Source organism: bacterium (assembly GCA_021371935.1).
GTDB lineage: Bacteria > Armatimonadota > UBA5829 > UBA5829 > UBA5829 > UBA5829.
Genome location: JAJFVF010000013.1, coordinates 25,956 through 46,254, shown reverse-complemented (window position 1 = coordinate 46,254; position 20,299 = coordinate 25,956). Strand labels below are relative to the sequence as shown.

Genomic DNA, 20,299 nt, shown 5'->3' with positions numbered 1-20,299 from the left:
TTTTAGAAAATAAGATTAGTGCGATTCTTTATGGGTATTATAGAGCTAGCGCTTATTGAAAGGTGGGCATAAATATGTCGATACGCACTGTAAAAGTGTGTGAGGAATGCGGGAAACAGACCACTAACGGTGACTCATGGCTTGTAATGTCGAGCATCGAAATCAGATATGCAGGATCGAATAAGGAGCTATTCTGCTCGAATATAGACCTTGACCTGTGTTCACCGGGCTGTCTGCTGCGTTACATCTCTCGCAATCTCGAACATGCTCAGTCTCGCAACATAGCCGACAGGGACGCTGCTGACATCAGAAAACTTGCAGCCGGCCGGGCAGCATAGCTCATCCGGCTTTATAATGTGGAACGACGGAGTTGGCCGCATGCGGCCGACACTGAATGCCCACGCTCCATGCGCTGCGTGACGTCGATGCCATTATTGTCGAGCACCTCACGAAACGCGGCAATCGACTTCTTTGACGGCTTTTTATATGGCTTGCCGGGGACTTCATTATATGGGATCAGGTTCACATGACAGAGCATCCCCTTGAGCAGAGTTGCAAGTCTTTCCGCATGCGACGGGCTGTCGTTTACGCCGGATATCAGCAGATATTCAAATGTGATCCTGCGGCTGGTTCGGTCAACATATTGCCTGCATGATTCGATCAGGTCACGCAGTGGAAACTTTTTTGCCAGTGGAATCAGACTCTGGCGCAGATCATCATCGGGAGCATGCAGTGAGATTGCAAGTGTGAGTTGAAGGTCCATCCCGGCAAGTTTCCTGATGACAGGCGTGATACCGACAGTGGATATGGTGAGTCTGCGCATGGATATCCCAACCTCGTCATTGAGCAGATGGACAGCCCTGAGCACATTTTGCATATTCATAAGCGGCTCGCCCATGCCCATGAAAACGACATGCGTCACCCTCGATGCGGCCTGCTCCTGCAGTGTGAGCACCTGGTCGACAATTTCACCGGCTGTGAGGTTTCTGATAAGCCCACACATGGCTGTGGCGCAGAACATGCAGCCCGCCGAACAGCCGACCTGGCTCGACACACACACGCTCAGGCGATCCGCATAAGGCAGTAGGACTGTCTCTATCGTCTCACCGTCAGCGAGTTCCAGCAAAAACTTTGTGGTTCCGTCGGACGACTTCGACCGGCGCAGTATATGTGAGCGATAGATCGTGCATGAACCTGATAACTGTTCGCGCAGGGCTGCGGGCAGATTGGTCATCTCGTCAAAAGTGCGAATGCCCTTTTTATAGAGCCAGTCCGTAAGCTGCCTGCCCCTGAAAGTAGGATGGCCGAGCTGTTTGCAATATGACTCCAGCTCGGCTCTGTCACGTCCGAATAGTTCCATAGTGTTTGTAGTATACCTGAGGAGATAGCGAGTAAAATTCTCTTTCGGGTGCGATCGGATATCGCACCCGAACACCGAACACCGAAACAACAAACAAACCTTTGCGTTTTGTCATTTCCGCGAATGCGGAAATCCAGGCACTTAAGCTATATTGTGGTGCAGCCTTTTGGATTCCCGATCAAGTCGGGAATGACATGGTTGGACACTCAGCATTATTCTCCAACCTTAAGCACCTGTTATCTATTTCCTATTTCCTGTTACCTATTTCCTGTCTTAATACGATTCCATCAGCTTCTCGCTGATTATTTCTTCTTTGCCATCCGAATCGACTTCCCTGAAAAAGCAGCTCCGATAGCCTTCATGGCATGCTGCGCCCTTCTGATCGACCTTGACGAGCAGGCAGTCTTTATCGCAGTCAACATAAACATTTTTAACGGCCTGGATATTGCCGGATGTCTCGCCCTTTATCCAGAACTTCTGCCTTGACCGGCTCCAGAATGTGGTCCTGCCGGTGGTGAGTGTGGCCTTCACTGCTTCGCGGTTCATATAGCCGACCATGAGTACGTCGTTGTTCTCATAGTCCTGCACCACTGCGGCGACCAAGCCGTTTGAGTCATATTTCAGGCTATCTAAAAAGTCATCCATTAAGATAAGTCCTCCCCGGAAATCAATGCCCGATTCTTCTATATATATGAAAGTGCAGCATTTTGGTAAATACACACATTTATATTTTACACGAAACAGGCCTGCTTGGGTAGGAGTGTGGCGCTATGATCGCTAATTAGCCATTTAGTGGAGGTGAGGCGTATGCCTATACTTTGGGGCAGGAAATATGCCAGGCAGGAACTGCTCGATAGAGTCGGCGACATATCCCAGGTCGGCGGAGCCAGAAAGATCATGTTCGATGACGGTCCGCATAAGGGTGTCGAGGCTGTCGAGTTTCGCACAGGCAGTGGGCTGAACTTTACGGTGGTGCCGGGCAGAGGCATGGATATCACCATAGCTGAACATAACGGCAGGCCGCTTTCATGGCGAACAGCGGCTGGTGAACTCACCCCGGCGCTCTATGAAGAACCTGGACTCGGATGGCTCAGGTCATTTCCAGGCGGACTTGTCGCGACATGCGGGCTGACATATCTTGGCTCGCCATGCGAAGATATGGGCGAAAGCCTCGGCATACATGGGCGCATAGCCAACACTCCCGCCTCGAATGTCTATGTGGACGGCGAGTGGTATGGGGACGAATACAAGATGTGGGCTATTGGCAAGGTTCGCGAGTCACGCGTGTTTGGCGAAAACGTGACGCTCAGGCGCAAAGTGTCGGCACTGCTTGGCGAGAGCAAACTGTCGATCCATGATATCGTCACAAACGAGGGTCCGCGAAGGACCCCGCACATGATTCTGTATCACATAAACGGCGGTTTTCCGGCGCTCGACGAGGGTTCTCTGTTTATCTCACCCACACTTCATGCAGCGCCCCGCGATACTGACGCTGAGGTCGATGAGGAGCATTTCTATAGAATGGATGCTCCAACGGCAGGCTTTGTCGAGCGATGCTATTATCACGAGATGGCAGCCGACCCGGACGGTTGGGTGCAGGCTGCGCTGATCAACAAGAACATGCCCGCAGGCGATGTGTTCGGGTTTTATGTGCGGTATAACAAAAGCGAACTGCCGAATTTCATCGAGTGGAAGATGAATGGAACACAGGAATATGTGGTGGGGATGGAACCGGCGAACTGCCTGGTGGAAGGCCGGGCAAAGGAGCGCGAGCGCGGCACTCTGCAGTTTTTGAAGCCCGGCGAGTCACGCGAATATCATATCGAGATAGGCGTGCTTGCCGATGCGGACGAAGTTGCGGAGTTTGAAGATAGCGTATCACAGATCAAAGGCTCTTAGTTCAACAATGGGTAAAAGAAATCCTTGGGATGAAGTAGCTCAGGTTTATGAGGAAAACCGGCCTTCGTATCCGGAACAGCTCATAGATGACCTCATCGATAAAGCTCAACTCACTACGGATGATCGGCTGCTGGAAATCGGTGCAGGCACCGGCAAGGCGACAACTTTACTTGCAAAAAGGGGCTTTCAGATTCATTGTATCGAACCAGGTATGAACCTGGCTGGCATTTTGACTCAGAAATGCTCATGCTATCCTAAAGTAAGCATTGATATAGCTTCTTTTGAAGAGTGGATACCTGCCGGTGATATGAAATTCGATCTCATCTTCAGTGCACAGGCTTTTAACTGGCTTGAGCCAGATATCAGATATCGTAAGTGCCGCCAATTGTTGAAAAATGGCGGGTATCTCGCGCTGTTCTGGTATGGTCATGACAATGAGCCATGGGAATCCGATATCGCTTACTCTGGCATGTTTCAACACCCTCAAGTCTTCAAGTATCATATGGAGTCGACCCTTGATTGCGAATCGTATATCAAGACCATGGAATCTACATCGACTTATGCTCTCATGGGTAAGGAGGCAAAGTCCGAGATGCGTGAGCAGGCTTTGAATGATATACGGCAACAGGGCGGTTTTGTGAATACAAGCCTGAACTACCAATTGTACCTGGCAAAAGCGATTTAGCGGCATATATGATTAACATCAAGTGGTGAATGAATTTGAATTCTGAAAAACTTAACAATATGAGCAGGGAAATATCCTCGCCGGTGCCTTTCTGGTTCTTAAATGGCCGAATGGACGAATGGCACATCGTTCGTGAGTTCGATATGATGCATGAAAAAGGCATTGATGAGGTCATCGTGCATCCACGCTACGGGTTGCAGTGCGAGTATCTTTCGGATGAATGGTTCGACCTCTTCGGATTATGCGTGCGTGAGGCTAAAAAGCGCGATATGCATGTGTGGATCTATGACGAGTTCAACTGGCCGAGCGGCACCGCCGGGATGACCGTCCAGCAGCATGACCCCGACTATCGCAGCAAGTATCTGCATGTGGATGCAAAGCCGATCTACGAGCTGGATATCGACACTTTCGAGCCTGGACTTTATATGTTGGCGGCAAATATAGAAGGCGGTAATGTCACAAAGACCCGACTGCTCGCCGATATCGCCGCCGTCAAGGCTCTCACCGGCGACTGGACTATATTCAACTGCACTCTCGAATATGACCCGTTCTATGTAGACACTCTCTCATATGCGGCGGTAAATTGCTTCAAGACAGTTACATATGACGAGTATTTCAAGCGATTCGGTAACGAGTTCGGCAAGACTATACGCGCGATTTTCACTGACGAGCCGTCGATCTACTGGGTCAGTGTGGGTTATGATGACTGGAATCTGCCGTATACTCACGATTACTTCGAGACGTTTGAATCACGGTTCGGATATAGCCCGGCTCAGATGATCCCATATCTCTTCTACGCCGGACGTGAGGGAACAGCGTTCAGGGCGGATTACTGGGACCATGCGGGTTTCCTGTTCAACCAGAGGTATCATGCCAATTTGGGCGGCTGGTGCCGCGAGCACGGCGTGGTTTATACGGGTCACAACAACAACGAAGAGCCTCTGCGCTACCAGATACGCTTTCAGGGCAATATGTTCGACACTATGCGCAATGAGGACATCCCCGGTGTCGATCATCTGACCAAGCAGACCCTTGGCAACTGGTATAATTCGATCATCGGCCACAAGATATGCTCGTCCGAGGCTCATATATCCGGCAAAGCGCGGTGCATGAGCGAGAGCTTCGGCATCATGGACTGGGACACCACATTCACCAACCTAAAGCGCGTCACGGATTGGCAATACGCCCTGGGCATCAATCTGATGGTCCCGCATGCGATCTTTCACACCATCTCGTCCACATGCAAGCGGGAGTCACCGCCCAGCTTTTTCTATCAGTCGCCTCACTGGGACGACTTCGACTATTACACCGGCTATCTGCGCAACTTGGAGAAGATGCTCTGCGGCGGCAGACATATATGCAAGGTGGCGGTGATGTATCCGCTGAGCGGCTTATGGTCCAGCTATCAGACTGATGCTGCGACACCCAGTTTCCTGCAGATCGATAACTTCCTGAACTCGCTGTGCCTGGAGCTGATAAAGAACCAGATCGACTTCGACCTGCTCGACTTCAAGGCCATATCACATGCCGACATTGAAAACGGCAGGATGAAGCTGGCTGACGAGGAATATGAGGTGCTGATCGTGCCGTCCTCGCCGTATATGCGCCCGGATGAAGCGACTCTACTCAGGAAGATAGCAGCCTCGGGCGTGAACACCACATTCTTCCACACAGCAATGGAGCCTCAGCCTCAGAACCTGCCCAACGCCACGGGCGGCGCGAGCTTCGTGCGCTCGGAAGAACTGGTCTCATATGTTGAGATCCTGCGCAAACAGCTTAACGACGACGTGCAGATAACAGGCGGCGGAGCGGACGATATTATGGCCTATCGACGCGAAAAAGACGGCCATAAGATCACATTCCTGCTCAACAGGTCCGAGAAACACCGCAAAGTGATGGCTATGCTCAAGGACTATCCCGACGCCGCAATATATGATCAGGAGACCGGCGAATACACGAAGATCGAGGGCAAAAAAGCCGGACCGAAGACCCAGATGGAACTACGTTTCCAGCCGAACCAGTCATATTTCATCGTAAGCGGCATGCCGGACGCCAAGCCCAGGCCGAATCTGTCGAAAGAACCTGTGCCGGTAGAAATAAAGGACCTGCATGTCGAGGTTACTTATAATGTCGCTTCGATCTATCATTTTGGATATCAGGGCAAGGGCGACGGGTCGGAACCAATGGAGATTGATGTGCGCACTGACCCGAGGTATATACCTGTGAACTGGGTAGCCGATGCGCCCGACTTTAGTCAGTATGCCGGGACGTATGAGGCAAAGGTCGAAATAAACTGCCCGACTGAAGGTATCGAGATGATAGTGGATAAGGACTTTGCAAACTGCGAGGTATACGTCAACGACAAGCGTGTCGAGTTCACTGAGTGCTGCCATGGCTCTGCCGACAGTTTCCTGACCGACTTTATGGACATACATGCTGATGTCGGCAGCATGCTCCGCACAGGTGAGAATAACTTTAAGATCATATCGCCTACAAAGCTCAGCGAACCACTGCGGCTGGTCGGCAATTTCAGCGTGCATATAGCAGGCAAAGACATCGTAATCAATCCGACGGGTGAGGTAAACCCGTTCAGACTCGAAATGGACTACCCGTTCTACTCCGGCACGATAATATATAAGGCGTCATTCGAGCTTGATAAAGATTATCCGTCGCTTATACTCAACCTGCATGACGTGCGTGATTCGGCGGAAGTCATCGTCAACGGAAAATCGGTCGGCAAAAGGTTGTGGGAGCCGTATACGCTGGATATCTCGAAATTTGCGCATGTCGGGCCAAACAACCTCGAGATAAAGGTCAGAAACAATATGGCCAACCTGATCCAGGGCAACCCTCGTGCGTTGGGTCTGCAGCATATGCCGGATTTGTCGGGGTTTGAATAGGTCATGAGAACATACTCAGCCAGCGCAATAGTCCTGCGTAGGATCGACCTGGGCGAGAAGGATCGAATCCTCACCGTATACGCCCGCGAGCAGGGCAAGCTCTCGGCTGTGGCAAAGGGCGCAAGGCGCGCGGGCAGCAAACTGGCTGGAGTCAGTGAGCCGTTCACATATGCAAAGATGTTTTTGTCGACCGGCCGTGACCTGGATGTGCTCACACAGGCGGAGATAAGAGAGTCTTTTCCAAACGTGAAGCGGTCTATCGAGGGGATCGCATATGCGGTCTACATGATGGAACTGACAAACAGCTTCGTGGACGAGCGGCAGCCCAACCCGGACCTCTTCGACACTCTGCTGAGCGCAATGTATATTCTGGAGAGCGGCGCGAATCCCGAGATCACCGCTCGATATTTTGAAATTCACTCACTCGCCATACTGGGGTATGAGCCTCATTTCGAGGCGTGTCTTAGGTGCGGCAAGAAGATCGGACGCGAGCGGGTCGCGTTCAGTCCGGCGCTGGGAGGCATAGTCTGCGCGCATTGCGGCATGGCTCCAAATGACGCGATATGGGTCCCCGGAGCAATCGTCTCATATGCGCAGGCGCTGAAGAACGCCGAGCCACAAATGCTCAAGAGCTTCAAGTTTCCCAAGGGCGCTCTGCGTGACCTTTCAAATGTTCTGAGGTGGCATATTCGATATCGACTCGAACATGATCTAAAGAGCACGGATTTTATTGACTCGATAATGCACATGGAGTAAACTGAACAATATGCCGTTTTCGCGGCATTGCATTTTCATATATTATGAGGGGAAAAATGACTCAAGACTCGACACTCTACCTCGCGCCGGTGCCGAAAAAGCTCTCTGTGCGACAAGGCGAATTCGATCCCACAGGTAAAAAATACATTCAGTTCGTCTCTGACGAACCCAGTTGTCTCATGCCTGCTGCAAAGCAGACAGGCTTTGATCTGGAAGTCACGGCGAGCCCACTCGCGCCCAAAGGCTCTGTCGGGCTGCAATTTATCGTAGACGAGACATCTGGCATTCCTGTCGACGGCTACAAGTTGGTCATCAAACCCGATATGATCGAGATCACTTCTTCCACTCCCGCGGGCGCTTTCTACGGCGCATGCACTCTTAAGCAGATTGCCCGGCAGTCAGGCAAAAAACTGCCGTGTCTGGCCATATCAGACTGGCCGGATATGGCCGAGCGCGGCGTCATGCTCGACATCAGCAGGGACAAGGTCCCAACAATGGAGACCCTATATCATCTGGTAGACCTGCTTGCGGACTGGAAGATCAACCAGTTTCAGTTATACACCGAGCACACATTCGCATACCTCGCTCACCCGAGTGTCTGGGAGCATGCATGTCCGATGACCGGTGAGCAGATACTCCAGCTCGACGCCTACTGCCGCGAAAGGTTCATCGAACTCGTTCCCAATCAGAACTCCTTCGGCCACCTCCGCAGATGGCTCACGCATGACAAATACCGCCCTATGGCCGAACTGCCCCACGGCGGAATGACGGACTGGGGATACATGGATGAACCATACAGCATCAGCCCGGCGAGCAAAAAGAGCCTGCCTTTCTTGGCCGGTCTATATGACGAACTGCTCCCACACTTTACAAGCTGCAGTTTCAATGTCGGCTGCGATGAGACCGTCGACCTCGGCTTTGGCCGCAGCAAAAAACTCTGCAAAGAACGCGGTGCCGACAGAGTCTATCTCGATTTCTTGATGGATATCTATAAGCTGGTCACCGAGCGCGGTCGCACCATGCAGTTCTGGGGTGATATCATAATCCGCCACCCCGAACTGATACCCGAACTGCCCAATGATATTGTCGCGCTGGAATGGGGATATGAAGCAAAGCACCCGTTCGCAGAAAACTCGGCCAAATTCGCCGACTCCGGCATACCTTTCTATGTCTGTCCTGGCACGTCGGCCTGGAGCACACTTACCGGCAGGACCGACAACGCCATAGGCAACATCGCAAACGCAGCCAAAAATGGATTCGCAAACGGAGCCGTGGGCATGTTAAACACCAGTTGGGGCGACAACGGCCACTGGAACCCGAACTCGGTCGAGTATCTCGGGTTTATGGCCGGGGCAATGGCTTCATGGAACTCAAAACCCGATATGAAAAAGACAATTGCCCAAAACCTCTCGATCCATGCATTCGGCGATATGACGCTCAAGTCCGGCAAGGCATTCTATGACCTCGGTAATGCGTATATGGTATTTAGGAAGCGTGCTTTTAATTGCGCAATCCCATGGATTGTGCTGTTCAGGGATAAAGAAAACGATCCGCTGCTCAAACACATCAAATCGGAAGACTTTGATGTGCTCGAAGGCTTCCTCAAGGACATTGAGAAGAACCTTGCAGGCGAGAAGATGACTTCGTGCGACGCCGATCTGGTGCGCCAAGAGCTTAAGTTCCTCTTCAATATTATGCACCTATCCACAAAAGCAGGAAAATGGCGACTGGGAGGACCAAAGCCGAGCGGATTCGATGCAGAGGGCGAAAAGATTAAGGACGAACACCGCAAGGTATGGCTGCTGCGAAACAGACCTGGTGGTCTTGAGGACAGTATAAGCAATATAAAAGTGTGAGACCTTCAACGTCTGGAGGATGAATATGGCTCGGCGGGAATCCGCACTCTCGGTACGCCGGGCATTAACAATACGAAGCTGCTTTAGGAAGCCCCGGATTATACGGATAATGCATAATCCGGGCTAGCAGCATCTTCTATTTTCAACACATAATCTCGCAACCAAGCCCCGGCCTGTCTGACACTTTGAGAATAGGTCCTCGTCTTGCAGCCCCACCCTTTACAGGCTGATCGGCGATCAGCATATCGGAGTCCAGGTCAAAGACTGTAAATGCATTTGTTCCACAGCCTATGTGGCATGCCGCCGACTGGCCTATCTTGGATTCGAGCATACAGCCGAACATCAGCCCCAGCTTCGCTGCACGGCATATCGACTTGATCTCCAGCGCTCCCACCATGCCGGACTTCTGAATCTTGACATTTACGCCCTTTGCAGCTCCGTAGTGTATGATATCGATCACATCAGACGGACTTTGAGCAGACTCATCGGCAAATACAGGCACGCTGGATCTCTCCGTAACGAGGCGCATCCCATCCAGGTCGGCTGCATCCACGGGCTGCTCGAATGCTCTGATATTTAGACCCTGACCAAGCAGTTCGTCTATAAACTCAACCGCTCTCGCAGGAGTAAAGCCCTGGTTGGCGTCTATTATGAACCTGCACCCAGGCGCGCCCTCGGCAATCGCTTTCACCCGTGCAATGTCTTCGTCTTCGCGCTTGCCGACCTTGATCTTAAACTGCCTGAAACCTATGCCGGCCATTTCAATAGCCTTTTCGCGGGCATGCTCGGGACTGCAGATTGGTATGGTGACGTCCGTCTCGATCCTCAAAGGCGCGCCGCCCAGATACGCATATAAGGGTATGCCGAGACTCTTGCAAAACGCATCAAAAATTGCCATTTCGATCCCGGCTCTGGCAGATCTTCCATACGGCAGCACTTCGGCAAGTTTCTTCGATGAAAGCCTATACTCGTTCAGCCTTGCTCCACGAAGCGCACTTGCAGCCGCAGAGATATCGTTGATTACGCTCGTGATGTCCTCGCCGGTCACATATCGAACGGGTGTAGCCTCTCCGTAACCAGTCGTGCCGCCCGATATCAACTCCACAATGACAACAGGCGAAGACGTGGCTGTGCGTTGTGAGGTCTCAAATGTCTCTTTTAGCGGCAGGTCAATACAGCGCGCATTTATATCATCAATACACTGCATATTCAGATTATACCGCACAGCGCGAGTCTTTTTTTTGCATAATAGGCATTTTGAGCATGAACGTCGATCCCACGCCAACTTTGCTGCTTACGCTTATTTCCCCGCCCAGGAATCCGGCAAGCCGTCTTGCTATAGCAAGGCCTAAGCCTGTGCCAACATTACTCGCGCTTCCACGGCTGAATTCCATAAATATTTCTTCCAACTCGCCCTCAGGAATGCCGACACCTGTATCGCTTACCGAAATGGATATGAACTTAGCGTTTTTGACGGCTTTGATAGTAACACCGCCGCTTTGAGTAAATTTAATGGCGTTGGAAAGCAGGTTTACCACGATCTGCCCCAGCTTTTGCTCATCTGTTATAATGACGGGCAGCTTTTTGGGGATGCTTACGCTGACACTCAATTTTTTATTTTGAGCAAGAGGCATCATATTACAGACGATCTGACCCAGCATCTCCTCGACATTGACATTTCCACACTCCAGACGCATTCTTCCTGCATCGAGCCTGCTTAAGTCTAATAGGTCATTGACCATCGCCAGGAGCTTGTGCGAATTGCCCACAACCCTGCCTAATTGAGCCTTTTGACGCTCGGACAATGGCTCCTGAGTGTCTTCCAAAAGCAGTTCCGCAAAACCTATGATGGATGTCAGAGGGGTCCTCAGCTCATGCGAGACATTGCGGAAGAAACGATTCTTCTCCTCAATCGCTGCCATTGCCTTTGAATTTTGTGCCTGCAGTTCCTCGGACCTTGTGCGTATTTCCTGTTCAAGACGCATTCGCTCTGACATATCCTTGAGCACAGCCTCATAGATGTCGGCTTTGCTGTCGTACGTAAAAAACATCTGAACCGGTATGATGCTGCCGTCCTTTTTCAAAATTTGCCCAAAATTCATCATCATGCCGGTGGTGCGAAGTGTATCCGAGGTCTTGAGCGTCCTTTCAAGTTCATGCTGCGGAGATATGCTGAATACACTCATACCAGTAATCTCTCGTTCCTTGTACTGGGTGCATTCCAAAAATTTGTGGTTTGCAGCCAATATCTCCAGCTTTCCATTGCATATGAACATCAAATCATCTGAATTATTGACAAGACGTTTATAGCGCGCAAGCTCGGACTCAGTCTCCCATGCCTCCGTGATATCTTGAACAAGCTCAAGCACGTATTTAACCTCACCGGATTCATTGAAAACAGGCGCAGTCGCAACTTTATAATAATGAGTTCCTCTTGAGGCTGAACCGACGCGAATGTTTCCTGATTGTGGCTTGCCGGTCTCAAGCGTCTGTTTAACCATACAGCCGGCACATATATTGTTGCTGGACCAAATCTCTTTGTGACAGACTTTGCCGACAATATTTGCATGACCACACATTTTGCTCAGCATATTGTTGTGCCAGGCAACCGTCATATCACTGCTGATAAGCACGAACGCAGCCGATACGCTGTTTATCACATCCACAATGGTATTGTCAACTATTTTAAGTCTTTCTTCAAGTTCACGACGATCCCTGTTCACGATGTCCGACAGGAATGCTGCGGAAATTTTCTCCGTGAGTGAATCTGCAACTATCCCCATAATATAGCCGCATGATTTTAACATGTTTCGAGTCACAGGCTTTGGCGGAGAACCAGCAAGGCATCCCTTTAGATAAGATTTTCCACGATAGCGGAGCCATACGGGATATGCTACAGCCATCATGCCGTCTTCATTGCTACAATGTTGAACTTTACCGGTCTCAATTGACTGTTTTGCAAGTGGGGCTACACACGCCAGACCGGCTGGTTCATCAAGACCGTAAAGATCGTCAAGCGTATATAAGTTGGAGTCTTGACTGACAAATATGGCGGCTTCCGACAATCCGTCCATACGAAAAGCATTTACAATTTCCATTGCCTGGTCTTGCTGCAGAAGATCTGTGATCCGTACATTTTCTGGATCACAAAGAGGATTATCAGGAGAGTATTGTTGATCTAAAGTCCTTACCAACTACTATGCCCTCATATTACATTGACTCTCAGCCTTTATTCAAAATGATAACAATATTATCGGGCAATGTCAACAGTTGTCGCGCACTGTGACCTTCATTATCGCATATCTAAAACCTATCTGTTTATTAAGTGCAGGACCCCGATTCTGATGTAGCTTACACCGATCGTCACTATCAATACACCCATAAGTCGGCTTACCAGAGCGGTCCCGGAATCACCTATAACACGATGAATGACGCCAGTAGCCATAAAAGTAATCAGGCATATGAACATGGCAATGAGCGCGGCTATGCTCGTTATCCAGACTCCATGGATCGTTGCCAGAACGACTGCCACGGTAATTGCACCCGGACCTATCAAAAGCGGCGATATCAACGGCACAATTGCGGCGCGATATTCCTCGGACTGGTCTGAGCTGACTCTGCCATGAACTACAAGATTGATAGCTATAATTACCAGCAGTAGACCGCCGCCGATGCGCATGTCATCGAGTGTGATATTGAACAGGGACAACATAAACGTGCCGGTAAAAATGAACACCAGGAGCAAAATGGTGGCTCCGATTATTACTCGGTATGTAAGGCCGCGCCTCTCCTTTGTGCTCAGGCAAGAATCCAGGCTCACCAGGATAGGCAGTGCTCCCAGTGGGTCGAGCACTATGATAAACGCAACCGCAAGTGTCCCCAACTCAGTTATAAATGATTGGAAATCCATATAAGGTGCGTGACTAATAGTCCGTTTCCTCAGCCAATGGGTCGAAGATGCCGTCCACCTCCAGATGGCTGATCACATCGGTGACGCCCGGTATCCACCATGCCACGCACTCGGCCTCCACTTTCTGCGCATACGATGCCACCCTGCCCTTCAGCGTCACAACACCGTCTCTTGCCTCGACATCTATCGGGTTGGCATCCACGTCAATATCGCGGATTAGGAACTGCTTGACGGAGTGTCGCAGCTCTTCATCGCTGCGGTCAATATAATTGCGAATCACAAGCTCGTCGACGACCCGATCTATACCTGTGGCGGCCTGCAAATCTTCCCATGCGGCTTTTTTTTCGGCTGCGCTGTCGACAGTGCCGGTCAGATATACCACCCCATCATCGACATGCACACTTATCTCGCTCAGGTCGATACGCGAATCGTTCCTCAGTGTAACAGTGACTTGTTCCTCAATCTGCCTGTCTTTGTGCGTGACCATTGAGTGAAGCCCTCCATCGTATACAACATCCGGTGAAGGGTTACCCCAGGGTCATCATGACAAAACTTGACTGATGCGCGTCATTCTTCCTCATCCATGTCGATCTTTATGGAGCCGCTGACGTTGGTGCCTTCCATCTTCTCTTCACCCTTTTTGAGTGTAAAAGTTACCCGATCCAGCGTCTCAAACGTCTGGCCGTTCTCGTCTACGGCCTTTACATGCCCGATGAGCGTGAGCTTCTCGGCCTTGACATCATATATCGCCTTATCCGCGCTAGCCGCCCTCTTCTCCTGCTTGAAGTAGACACCACCGGTGCCCGTTGCAACCTTTTTCTTATACTGATATTCGAGCTTGGGGCATGATATCGTGGTCGGTTCTTTGAGTTTGGATTTCATATCCTGGCTGCCTTTGTCCTGGCGCGACTTTTGCTCTTCGGGTGTCAGTTTCGGCTTCAGGAGCATCACCACATCACCCTCGATGATGCCCAGCCTCTTGTTGAAGTCCGCAAAACCCTTTTTTCCGGTAATATCGCATTCTGGATCGGTGATTTTGATGGGACCCGGAGAGTCGGCTGTGTTTGCTTTTTGGTCAAAAAGGACTTTATCTGATGTGAGTGTGGTGTCTACATGGACGAATTTTACATTGCCGCTCAAAAGAGCAGTATTCACACCACCCCATTTTGCAACACTGGCATCCGCGCGATATGACATTTCCTCATACTTTCCTGAATTTGCCTTAGGCTTTTTTGTATCCTGAGCAGCAACCGAAACAACTGCCGCAGCCACAATTGCCGCAATTATTATGATCGCAAGCCACTTAACACGCATACTATTGCGCCTCCAGAGGATTGTTCTGAGTGCCATTGAGCTTTATCTTCACATTAACGTTCCACATCTTCAGCTCTTTGCTTTTCATGTCAACAGCCAACCTGTCGACCGAAGCTTTGCACCTATCAGTCTGAAAGCTGACTCCTCCCATGCTACGCAGCGAGGATGCCGCGGAGTTCCATACAAAACCCTCTCCGGCCACTCTCTGGCCATCCGTTCCGAGTATCTCCACACCCCTGCTAAGAGCCAGGTCCCTGCTGGAAGCGTTATAAACAGCCTTGCCTGCTTTTGCCTTGAGCACGACTTTTGAGCCGTCATATATCCTGCCGCTGTCGATCTCGCGCAGCTTTGCTATGGAACGGTTCTGACCGATCTCTACTTTTTTTGCTTTGGCACTCCACAGCTTTCCGTCATGCCCAAGTCCGACAAGGCTGACATCCTCCATTTCCAGGACAACAGCGGGAGGCTGCCTGACTATATTTTGCCGCGAATATGGCGCATAGTGCCTAAAAGCCCATGCCAATAAAGCAAGTATTACCACAGTAATCGCGGCTATTCGTTTGTGTGCTATACGTCCCATATGCAAAAAACTCCCTCCGGCCTAAGCAGGAGGGAGGACTTCTTCAAAATTAAAATGCCGGTGGTATAGGAGGATCATCATCGTCATCATCGTCATCATCACTCGAACTGGAACTTGTGATGACCGTTATGACGCCAAAATCGGTGGACGTATTGTTATATATACTGTCCGGGACAGGGATTGAACTCTGAGACAATGTCGATGAACCGCTGTATGACACCAGCAGGCTGGTCGGATAATCAGATCCTGCATTGCTTGTATCAATCGAGAAGATGTGGCTCCCAGGCAGCAGCACATCAACCGCCGCCTCCAGCCCAAGGTCAATCTCAAAGTAACCCTTAGCGCCTGTCGTTGCCGTATAGGAAGGTGTCCCAAAGCTGACCTTCACACCTGATATACCGGCAGCAGTCGAAGAACTCACTATTCTTCCGGTAAGTACCGTGTTTTTGCTGGTAAACGGCACCGGAGGCATATCCTCGCCGTCTACATAAGTTATTGTGAATGTACCAAGATCACTGACACTACCATTACGCACGGTCGCAGGAATGGTGATATTATTCGAAAGGAATGTCTGATTCCTATATTTCACAGTGTAGCTTTTTGAATAGCCGGTGCCTGCGCCGCTCGGGTCAATCTGAAGATATGCCGGAACCCCTGCTGAACTGGAACCAATGTCCAGTTGGAAATTGCCATCCGAGTCGGTCGTTGCTGTCAGAGTGGTTGTGCCAAGTCTTACAATGACATCAGCCACACCCGGCGAACCGGACTTTGTGCTTACCACTTTGCCTGTAATAATGCTGTCGCCAAGAGTGGTAGTGCCGGATGAGGAACTTCCGCCTCCCCCACCGCCGCAGCCGGATATTACAGCGATCAATCCTGCGATCACGACCAATATGAAGAATCTTTTCATTAACGACCTCTCCTCGAAAACAGCCGAAAGTGGAAAGTGGAAAGTCCAGACCCGCCGTCCAGCAGTCAGCGCAATATTGAGGCGTTTCGTCACTTCACGAAACAAGACCTCGTAAATTATACTCGACAATGACTTTGCAAGCAAGTAGCAGTCATAATCACGCAAGACCCCTACTGTGCCTATGTCTTTGACCGTGTTTTAAGAGCTATTGTTCCAGAAGCCCTGCAGCCATCTTCCCTGACTCAAGCGCCATTTCGCGCATATGTTTGGCATGCTCACCAACACTCACACCCAGCGCCTCGCGTTCATGCCATGCAGTAACAATCGCATCCCTTAATTTGCCGGCATCAGGCGAGTTCACATCCATACCCGGCCCCCGCCCTATTGAGCTTGCGAATGCTGTGATCTTCGGGTCATACGCTATAGGGACACATGCGACACCCACATCAGCCGCAAATATCAATGAGTGGAGCCGCATCCCCACCATCAGGCCGCACCCGGCAATTACAGCCTTAATGGTTCGCGGATTTCCTCCACATCCAACCATCACGCCTTTTGAGAGCTTTGTACCTACCTCCATGTCCTCTGATTCCTGCATAGGGATCACCACAGCAGTGACATCAAGCTCCTCGCACGCAGATGATATGCCGTCTATTGCTGCATGCAGCCAGTCATTGGTAATCCATGGCCTCAGTGACACACCCATGAGCGCCCTGCTCTGCAGGCCGTGTTTATCCAACAGATCGTTCGCGGCCTCCAGATCGGGTTCCACCAAAAAAGATGGGTCGCTTGTCACATGCACCGGCGGGATGCTTACACCCATGGACTCCAGAAGCGTTCTGGAATCGCTGTCGCGCACGGTAATCAGCTTCGTTTTGTTTAGAATGCGAGCTGCATACCGACGGATGTTGGGTCTGTCCAGTGGTCCGATGCCCTGCGCATATACCATCGTAGGCCGTCTGAGAAACTGCGCCAGTCTGAGTACATACAGATAATATTGCGCCGACCTTGCGCTGGTAACATCCTGGATCAGGCTGCCGCCGCCGCTGATGACCAGATCAGCTCTGCGGATCGCATTTATTACCGCGCCAGGGCTGTATCTGTGCATGGATATCACACCCGGATGCTCGGCAATCGTGCGGGTAGGATCGGCAGAGAGCACCGTGATCTCGACATCCAGACCAAGATTGCGAAACGCTGCCAGCATGCCGTCCAGCACCGCCTCATCGCCCGTGTTGCCGAACCCGTAATAGCCTGAGATTACGATCCTCTTGGACATATCATGCAGCCTGTTCACGAAAGACCCGGCAGAGAATAAGACCAATCAGTCCGCCGACAACGGCACCGTTGAGCACTCTTATCAGGCTCAGAACGATTGGCGTATGGATATGGCAGAACGTGTTGAGCGCTGAAATAAGGCCGATGGAGCCGATCACGATAAGCGGCGCAGCCCAAGCCCTGCGCCCTTTGAGCGCAAAGGCAATGCCGAGAATCACAGCAGGATAGCCGATCAGGAACTCTTTCGTTCGAGGGCGGACGTAGAGGACCTTGTCCAGAACGGCTCTGAACTTCAGCTCAAGCGGGCTGACCCCCATTCCGGCATCGTTGCCCGACCTTGCGACCATAATACCAACGATGACCAAAAGCACGGCCATAAGTCCGACCTGCCAGATCAACATCGGGTTCGACGACACTTCCTTAATCGTGCGGATAAACTTTTCTTTCTGAGCGCTCCATGTGCCCCTCACCCAGGCAATGCGAGATGCAAAGACCAGCGCAAGCACCAGCACCGGCAGCAGATGAGCGAGTTTGACACCGGCAAACTGATTGATCCGAAGCATGAAATCGCGTTCGCTGAGCAGCCCCACAATGAGCATTCCACCCGCAGCAGTCGTGATGACAGCCCCGGCAAAACGCCCGAGAGTCCGCAAATACGGCATTGGCATAGTCTTTGGCGAGTCCGGCGATCCATTAACGGCATTAATGGCCGCCAACACCGGAAACACCAGTGCCGCAAGCAGCGCCACAGCCTTCTGACCCGTGTCTCCAACCCCTGCCAGACCCGCACAACCGGCAATCAATATTATCGACCAGACCCAGGCCGCCGCTGCAGAAAGGTTAAATACCGAAAGTAACAGCAGTATCGCTCCCGCCGCTACGCCGACCCCCACAACCATGCGCACCTGTCTGGGTATCGCGAGTTCACCCGTCGCATGCGCAGACTTCAGGGTATATCCGTCTCTGCGAATGCCGCGTGCAATTGCATTCACATATTTTGCATTGTTTGAGACAATGGCGCTCGAAGATGTGTCATACATGCGCACATAAACCATCCTTACGCCTCGTTCTCGAACAGCTTTCTGGAACCGTTCGACAATGCTCGGCTGGTCCATGGTCGGCATCTCGTTTTGAGTGATGCTGTGGACTTCGATCAGGTTTGCAGGCAGGTTATATGCCAGCCTCTCTTCTCCTTTTTGCTTGGAAAACTCGACTCGCCCGAAGTAGAGGTTGTTGTGTTGAAATGCTTTGGCGGTTTCCTTGACTGATCCTTTGAACCCGAGGACCTGGTCGCCTGAAAATATCACAGTCTTGATGCCGCTTTGCCTGACATCCGCAAGAATTGCATTTACCGCGTCAGGAGTCGCGCCAGTATAGTTGACGAGCCTGGCAACGGGCATCAGACCAGCGTCGCGCACGGTCTTTATGGCATCCTCATCGAGACCGATGGGGATCTGTTCGAGATATTCCATAGGAACCGAGGCATCCAGCGTCAGATATGTAAACGACTTGCCTGAACCGTCATCAACCGGGGTGCTTATGATGCGGTCGGCAATCCTCGGCAGAGCCATTTTCAGGTGCGGGATAATACGCTCGGCCTGCCCTCCTGCAACCGCGAAATGCCGGTCACTGTATGGCACAACCAATCTGGAATCGATGGCATCGGCCATGGTCTGCTCATCTATGGCGACGCTTGTGGCTCCGGCCTGCTTGAATCTGGTTGCTGCTTCTTTTGCAGATATTCCCGAGGCGGCTGCAAGTTCCTGAATCTCTCCATAATCAAGAACAAGTTCGACAGCTTTATTCCGGGATTCCAAACGCGCTCTGCTTCCGGCGACAAAGCATGCCGCCGCAAGCCCGACGATAAGCAGCAATACTGCGATAACCTGTCTTTTCAATACGGCACCCTACTCCCATCTGCGCGAGGCATAATCGTATGTCGACTGGCGTCGACAATAGCGCCTCGGACCTTTGAGCCTGCGCCCACCAAAGATGATTATCAATATGACTCCGGCAATAAAACCGCCGACATGCGCTCCATATGCTACACCGCCGCCAACCATTCCGCCGCTTCCGGCAAGGCCAAATAGCTGTGTGGCAAACCATACTCCAAGCACGAAAAGAGCCGGCACTTCGATAAATGTCCAGAAGAAGCCCAGAAATACCAGTGTTCTGATGTCCTGTCGAGGATAGAGTATCAGGTAAGCGCCCAATACACCGGCAATGGCTCCGCTTGCGCCGACCATCGGCACTGTGGAGCTGATATTAAGAATTACTTGCCCGACTGCCGCAGCCAAGCCGCATACCAGATAAAAGAAAATGAACCGTCCATGCCCCAGGCTGTCCTCGATATTGTTACCGAATATCCACAGATAGAGCATGTTGCCGCCAATATGTACCAGGCTGCCGTGCATAAACATTGAGCTGAAAATCGTGAGCCACCTGGGATGAAGCCCGGTGTATGTTATATCGATCACCCTCTGCATGCCGTCGGAGATGACACCTATCTCCTTTGTCACTGGCGCACCGGTCATCAAAAAACTGGGGATCAATGACCAATCATAAAGTCTGCCGAACTGACCTATAGCCCCCATGCGATCATATAAATAGACCAGTATGTTAAGCAATATCAGAACATAGACCACGTATGGTCTGGTTCGTGTCGGGTTGTCGTCGGCAAGTGGGATCACGTGTCGGCCTTTCTATAAATGTACTCCTGAAACCAGCGTCATTGTACCACAATCCTCCCGGCAGGGGAAGCAGTTTCGCAAAGAGCGCCACCATAAATAGTACAATAAAGAAGGCGGGAGAAATATCCCCCGCCTTTGTGTGTTCTATATCACCCGATAAG

At 51.2% G+C, this 20,299-nt stretch carries 18 protein-coding genes; 6 read left to right on the top strand and 12 right to left on the bottom strand.

What is annotated here, in order from left to right; genetic code table 11:
- The first annotated feature begins 74 nt into the window (after window positions 1-74).
- Window positions 75-338 (top strand): hypothetical protein, encoded by a 264-nt coding sequence (locus LLG46_10280; GenBank protein ID MCE5323685.1) that lies wholly within the window; start codon window positions 75-77, stop codon window positions 336-338.
- A gap of 11 nt (window positions 339-349) precedes the next feature.
- Here LLG46_10280 and rlmN read toward each other — a convergent pair whose 3' ends face one another.
- On the bottom strand, window positions 350-1,360 hold the full coding sequence (rlmN, locus tag LLG46_10275; GenBank protein MCE5323684.1) for a 23S rRNA (adenine(2503)-C(2))-methyltransferase RlmN: 1,011 nt from the start codon (window positions 1,358-1,360) through the stop codon (window positions 350-352).
- 273 nt (window positions 1,361-1,633) lie between these two features.
- Window positions 1,634-2,005 carry a phosphoribosyl-AMP cyclohydrolase gene (gene hisI, locus LLG46_10270; protein ID MCE5323683.1) on the bottom strand — a complete coding sequence of 124 codons (372 nt, stop codon included), beginning with the start codon at window positions 2,003-2,005 and terminating at the stop codon, window positions 1,634-1,636.
- A 162-nt stretch (window positions 2,006-2,167) separates the two neighbouring features.
- Between hisI and LLG46_10265 the strand changes: the two genes are divergently transcribed.
- Genes LLG46_10265 through LLG46_10245 form a run of 5 tightly spaced genes read left to right on the top strand, consistent with a single transcriptional unit; the run spans window position 2,168 to window position 9,456 of the window.
- A complete protein-coding gene (locus tag LLG46_10265) occupies window positions 2,168-3,259 on the top strand; it encodes an aldose 1-epimerase family protein (protein ID MCE5323682.1) in 1,092 nt (363 codons plus the stop codon).
- A 7-nt stretch (window positions 3,260-3,266) separates the two neighbouring features.
- Window positions 3,267-3,944: a class I SAM-dependent methyltransferase gene (locus LLG46_10260; GenBank protein ID MCE5323681.1), complete on the top strand. Its 678-nt coding sequence runs from the start codon at window positions 3,267-3,269 to the stop codon at window positions 3,942-3,944.
- 35 nt (window positions 3,945-3,979) lie between these two features.
- Complete coding sequence (locus tag LLG46_10255) at window positions 3,980-6,844, top strand: hypothetical protein (protein ID MCE5323680.1); 2,865 nt, start codon at window positions 3,980-3,982, stop codon at window positions 6,842-6,844.
- A gap of 3 nt (window positions 6,845-6,847) precedes the next feature.
- The gene (gene recO / locus LLG46_10250; GenBank protein ID MCE5323679.1) at window positions 6,848-7,600 is read left to right on the top strand and encodes a DNA repair protein RecO; all 753 of its coding nucleotides are present in this window, start codon (window positions 6,848-6,850) and stop codon (window positions 7,598-7,600) included.
- A 56-nt stretch (window positions 7,601-7,656) separates the two neighbouring features.
- Window positions 7,657-9,456, top strand: coding sequence for a family 20 glycosylhydrolase (locus LLG46_10245; protein ID MCE5323678.1), 1,800 nt, complete (start codon window positions 7,657-7,659; stop codon window positions 9,454-9,456).
- A 142-nt stretch (window positions 9,457-9,598) separates the two neighbouring features.
- Here LLG46_10245 and LLG46_10240 read toward each other — a convergent pair whose 3' ends face one another.
- The 10 genes from LLG46_10240 to LLG46_10195 form a co-directional block, all read right to left on the bottom strand.
- Window positions 9,599-10,663, bottom strand: coding sequence for a dipeptide epimerase (locus LLG46_10240; GenBank protein ID MCE5323677.1), 1,065 nt, complete (start codon window positions 10,661-10,663; stop codon window positions 9,599-9,601).
- Between the two features lie 7 nt (window positions 10,664-10,670).
- Window positions 10,671-12,554 (bottom strand): PAS domain S-box protein, encoded by a 1,884-nt coding sequence (locus LLG46_10235; GenBank protein MCE5323676.1) that lies wholly within the window; start codon window positions 12,552-12,554, stop codon window positions 10,671-10,673.
- Window positions 12,555-12,766: 212 nt separating this feature from the next.
- The gene (locus tag LLG46_10230) at window positions 12,767-13,366 is read right to left on the bottom strand and encodes a MarC family protein (GenBank protein ID MCE5323675.1); all 600 of its coding nucleotides are present in this window, start codon (window positions 13,364-13,366) and stop codon (window positions 12,767-12,769) included.
- A 13-nt stretch (window positions 13,367-13,379) separates the two neighbouring features.
- Entirely contained in the window at window positions 13,380-13,853 is a 474-nt protein-coding gene (locus LLG46_10225; GenBank protein ID MCE5323674.1) for a BON domain-containing protein, read from the bottom strand.
- Between the two features lie 80 nt (window positions 13,854-13,933).
- On the bottom strand, window positions 13,934-14,680 hold the full coding sequence (locus LLG46_10220) for a hypothetical protein (GenBank protein ID MCE5323673.1): 747 nt from the start codon (window positions 14,678-14,680) through the stop codon (window positions 13,934-13,936).
- 1 nt (window position 14,681) lies between these two features.
- On the bottom strand, window positions 14,682-15,260 hold the full coding sequence (gene lptC / locus LLG46_10215) for an LPS export ABC transporter periplasmic protein LptC (protein MCE5323672.1): 579 nt from the start codon (window positions 15,258-15,260) through the stop codon (window positions 14,682-14,684).
- A gap of 49 nt (window positions 15,261-15,309) precedes the next feature.
- Window positions 15,310-16,170, bottom strand: coding sequence for a hypothetical protein (locus tag LLG46_10210; GenBank protein MCE5323671.1), 861 nt, complete (start codon window positions 16,168-16,170; stop codon window positions 15,310-15,312).
- A 205-nt stretch (window positions 16,171-16,375) separates the two neighbouring features.
- Window positions 16,376-17,449: a polysaccharide pyruvyl transferase CsaB gene (csaB, locus tag LLG46_10205; GenBank protein MCE5323670.1), complete on the bottom strand. Its 1,074-nt coding sequence runs from the start codon at window positions 17,447-17,449 to the stop codon at window positions 16,376-16,378.
- A gap of 1 nt (window position 17,450) precedes the next feature.
- Window positions 17,451-19,346 carry a DUF5693 family protein gene (locus tag LLG46_10200; protein MCE5323669.1) on the bottom strand — a complete coding sequence of 632 codons (1,896 nt, stop codon included), beginning with the start codon at window positions 19,344-19,346 and terminating at the stop codon, window positions 17,451-17,453.
- Window positions 19,347-19,355: 9 nt separating this feature from the next.
- Window positions 19,356-20,138, bottom strand: a complete 783-nt coding sequence (locus tag LLG46_10195; protein ID MCE5323668.1) for a rhomboid family intramembrane serine protease — start codon at window positions 20,136-20,138, stop codon at window positions 19,356-19,358.
- Window positions 20,139-20,299 lie beyond the last annotated feature (161 nt).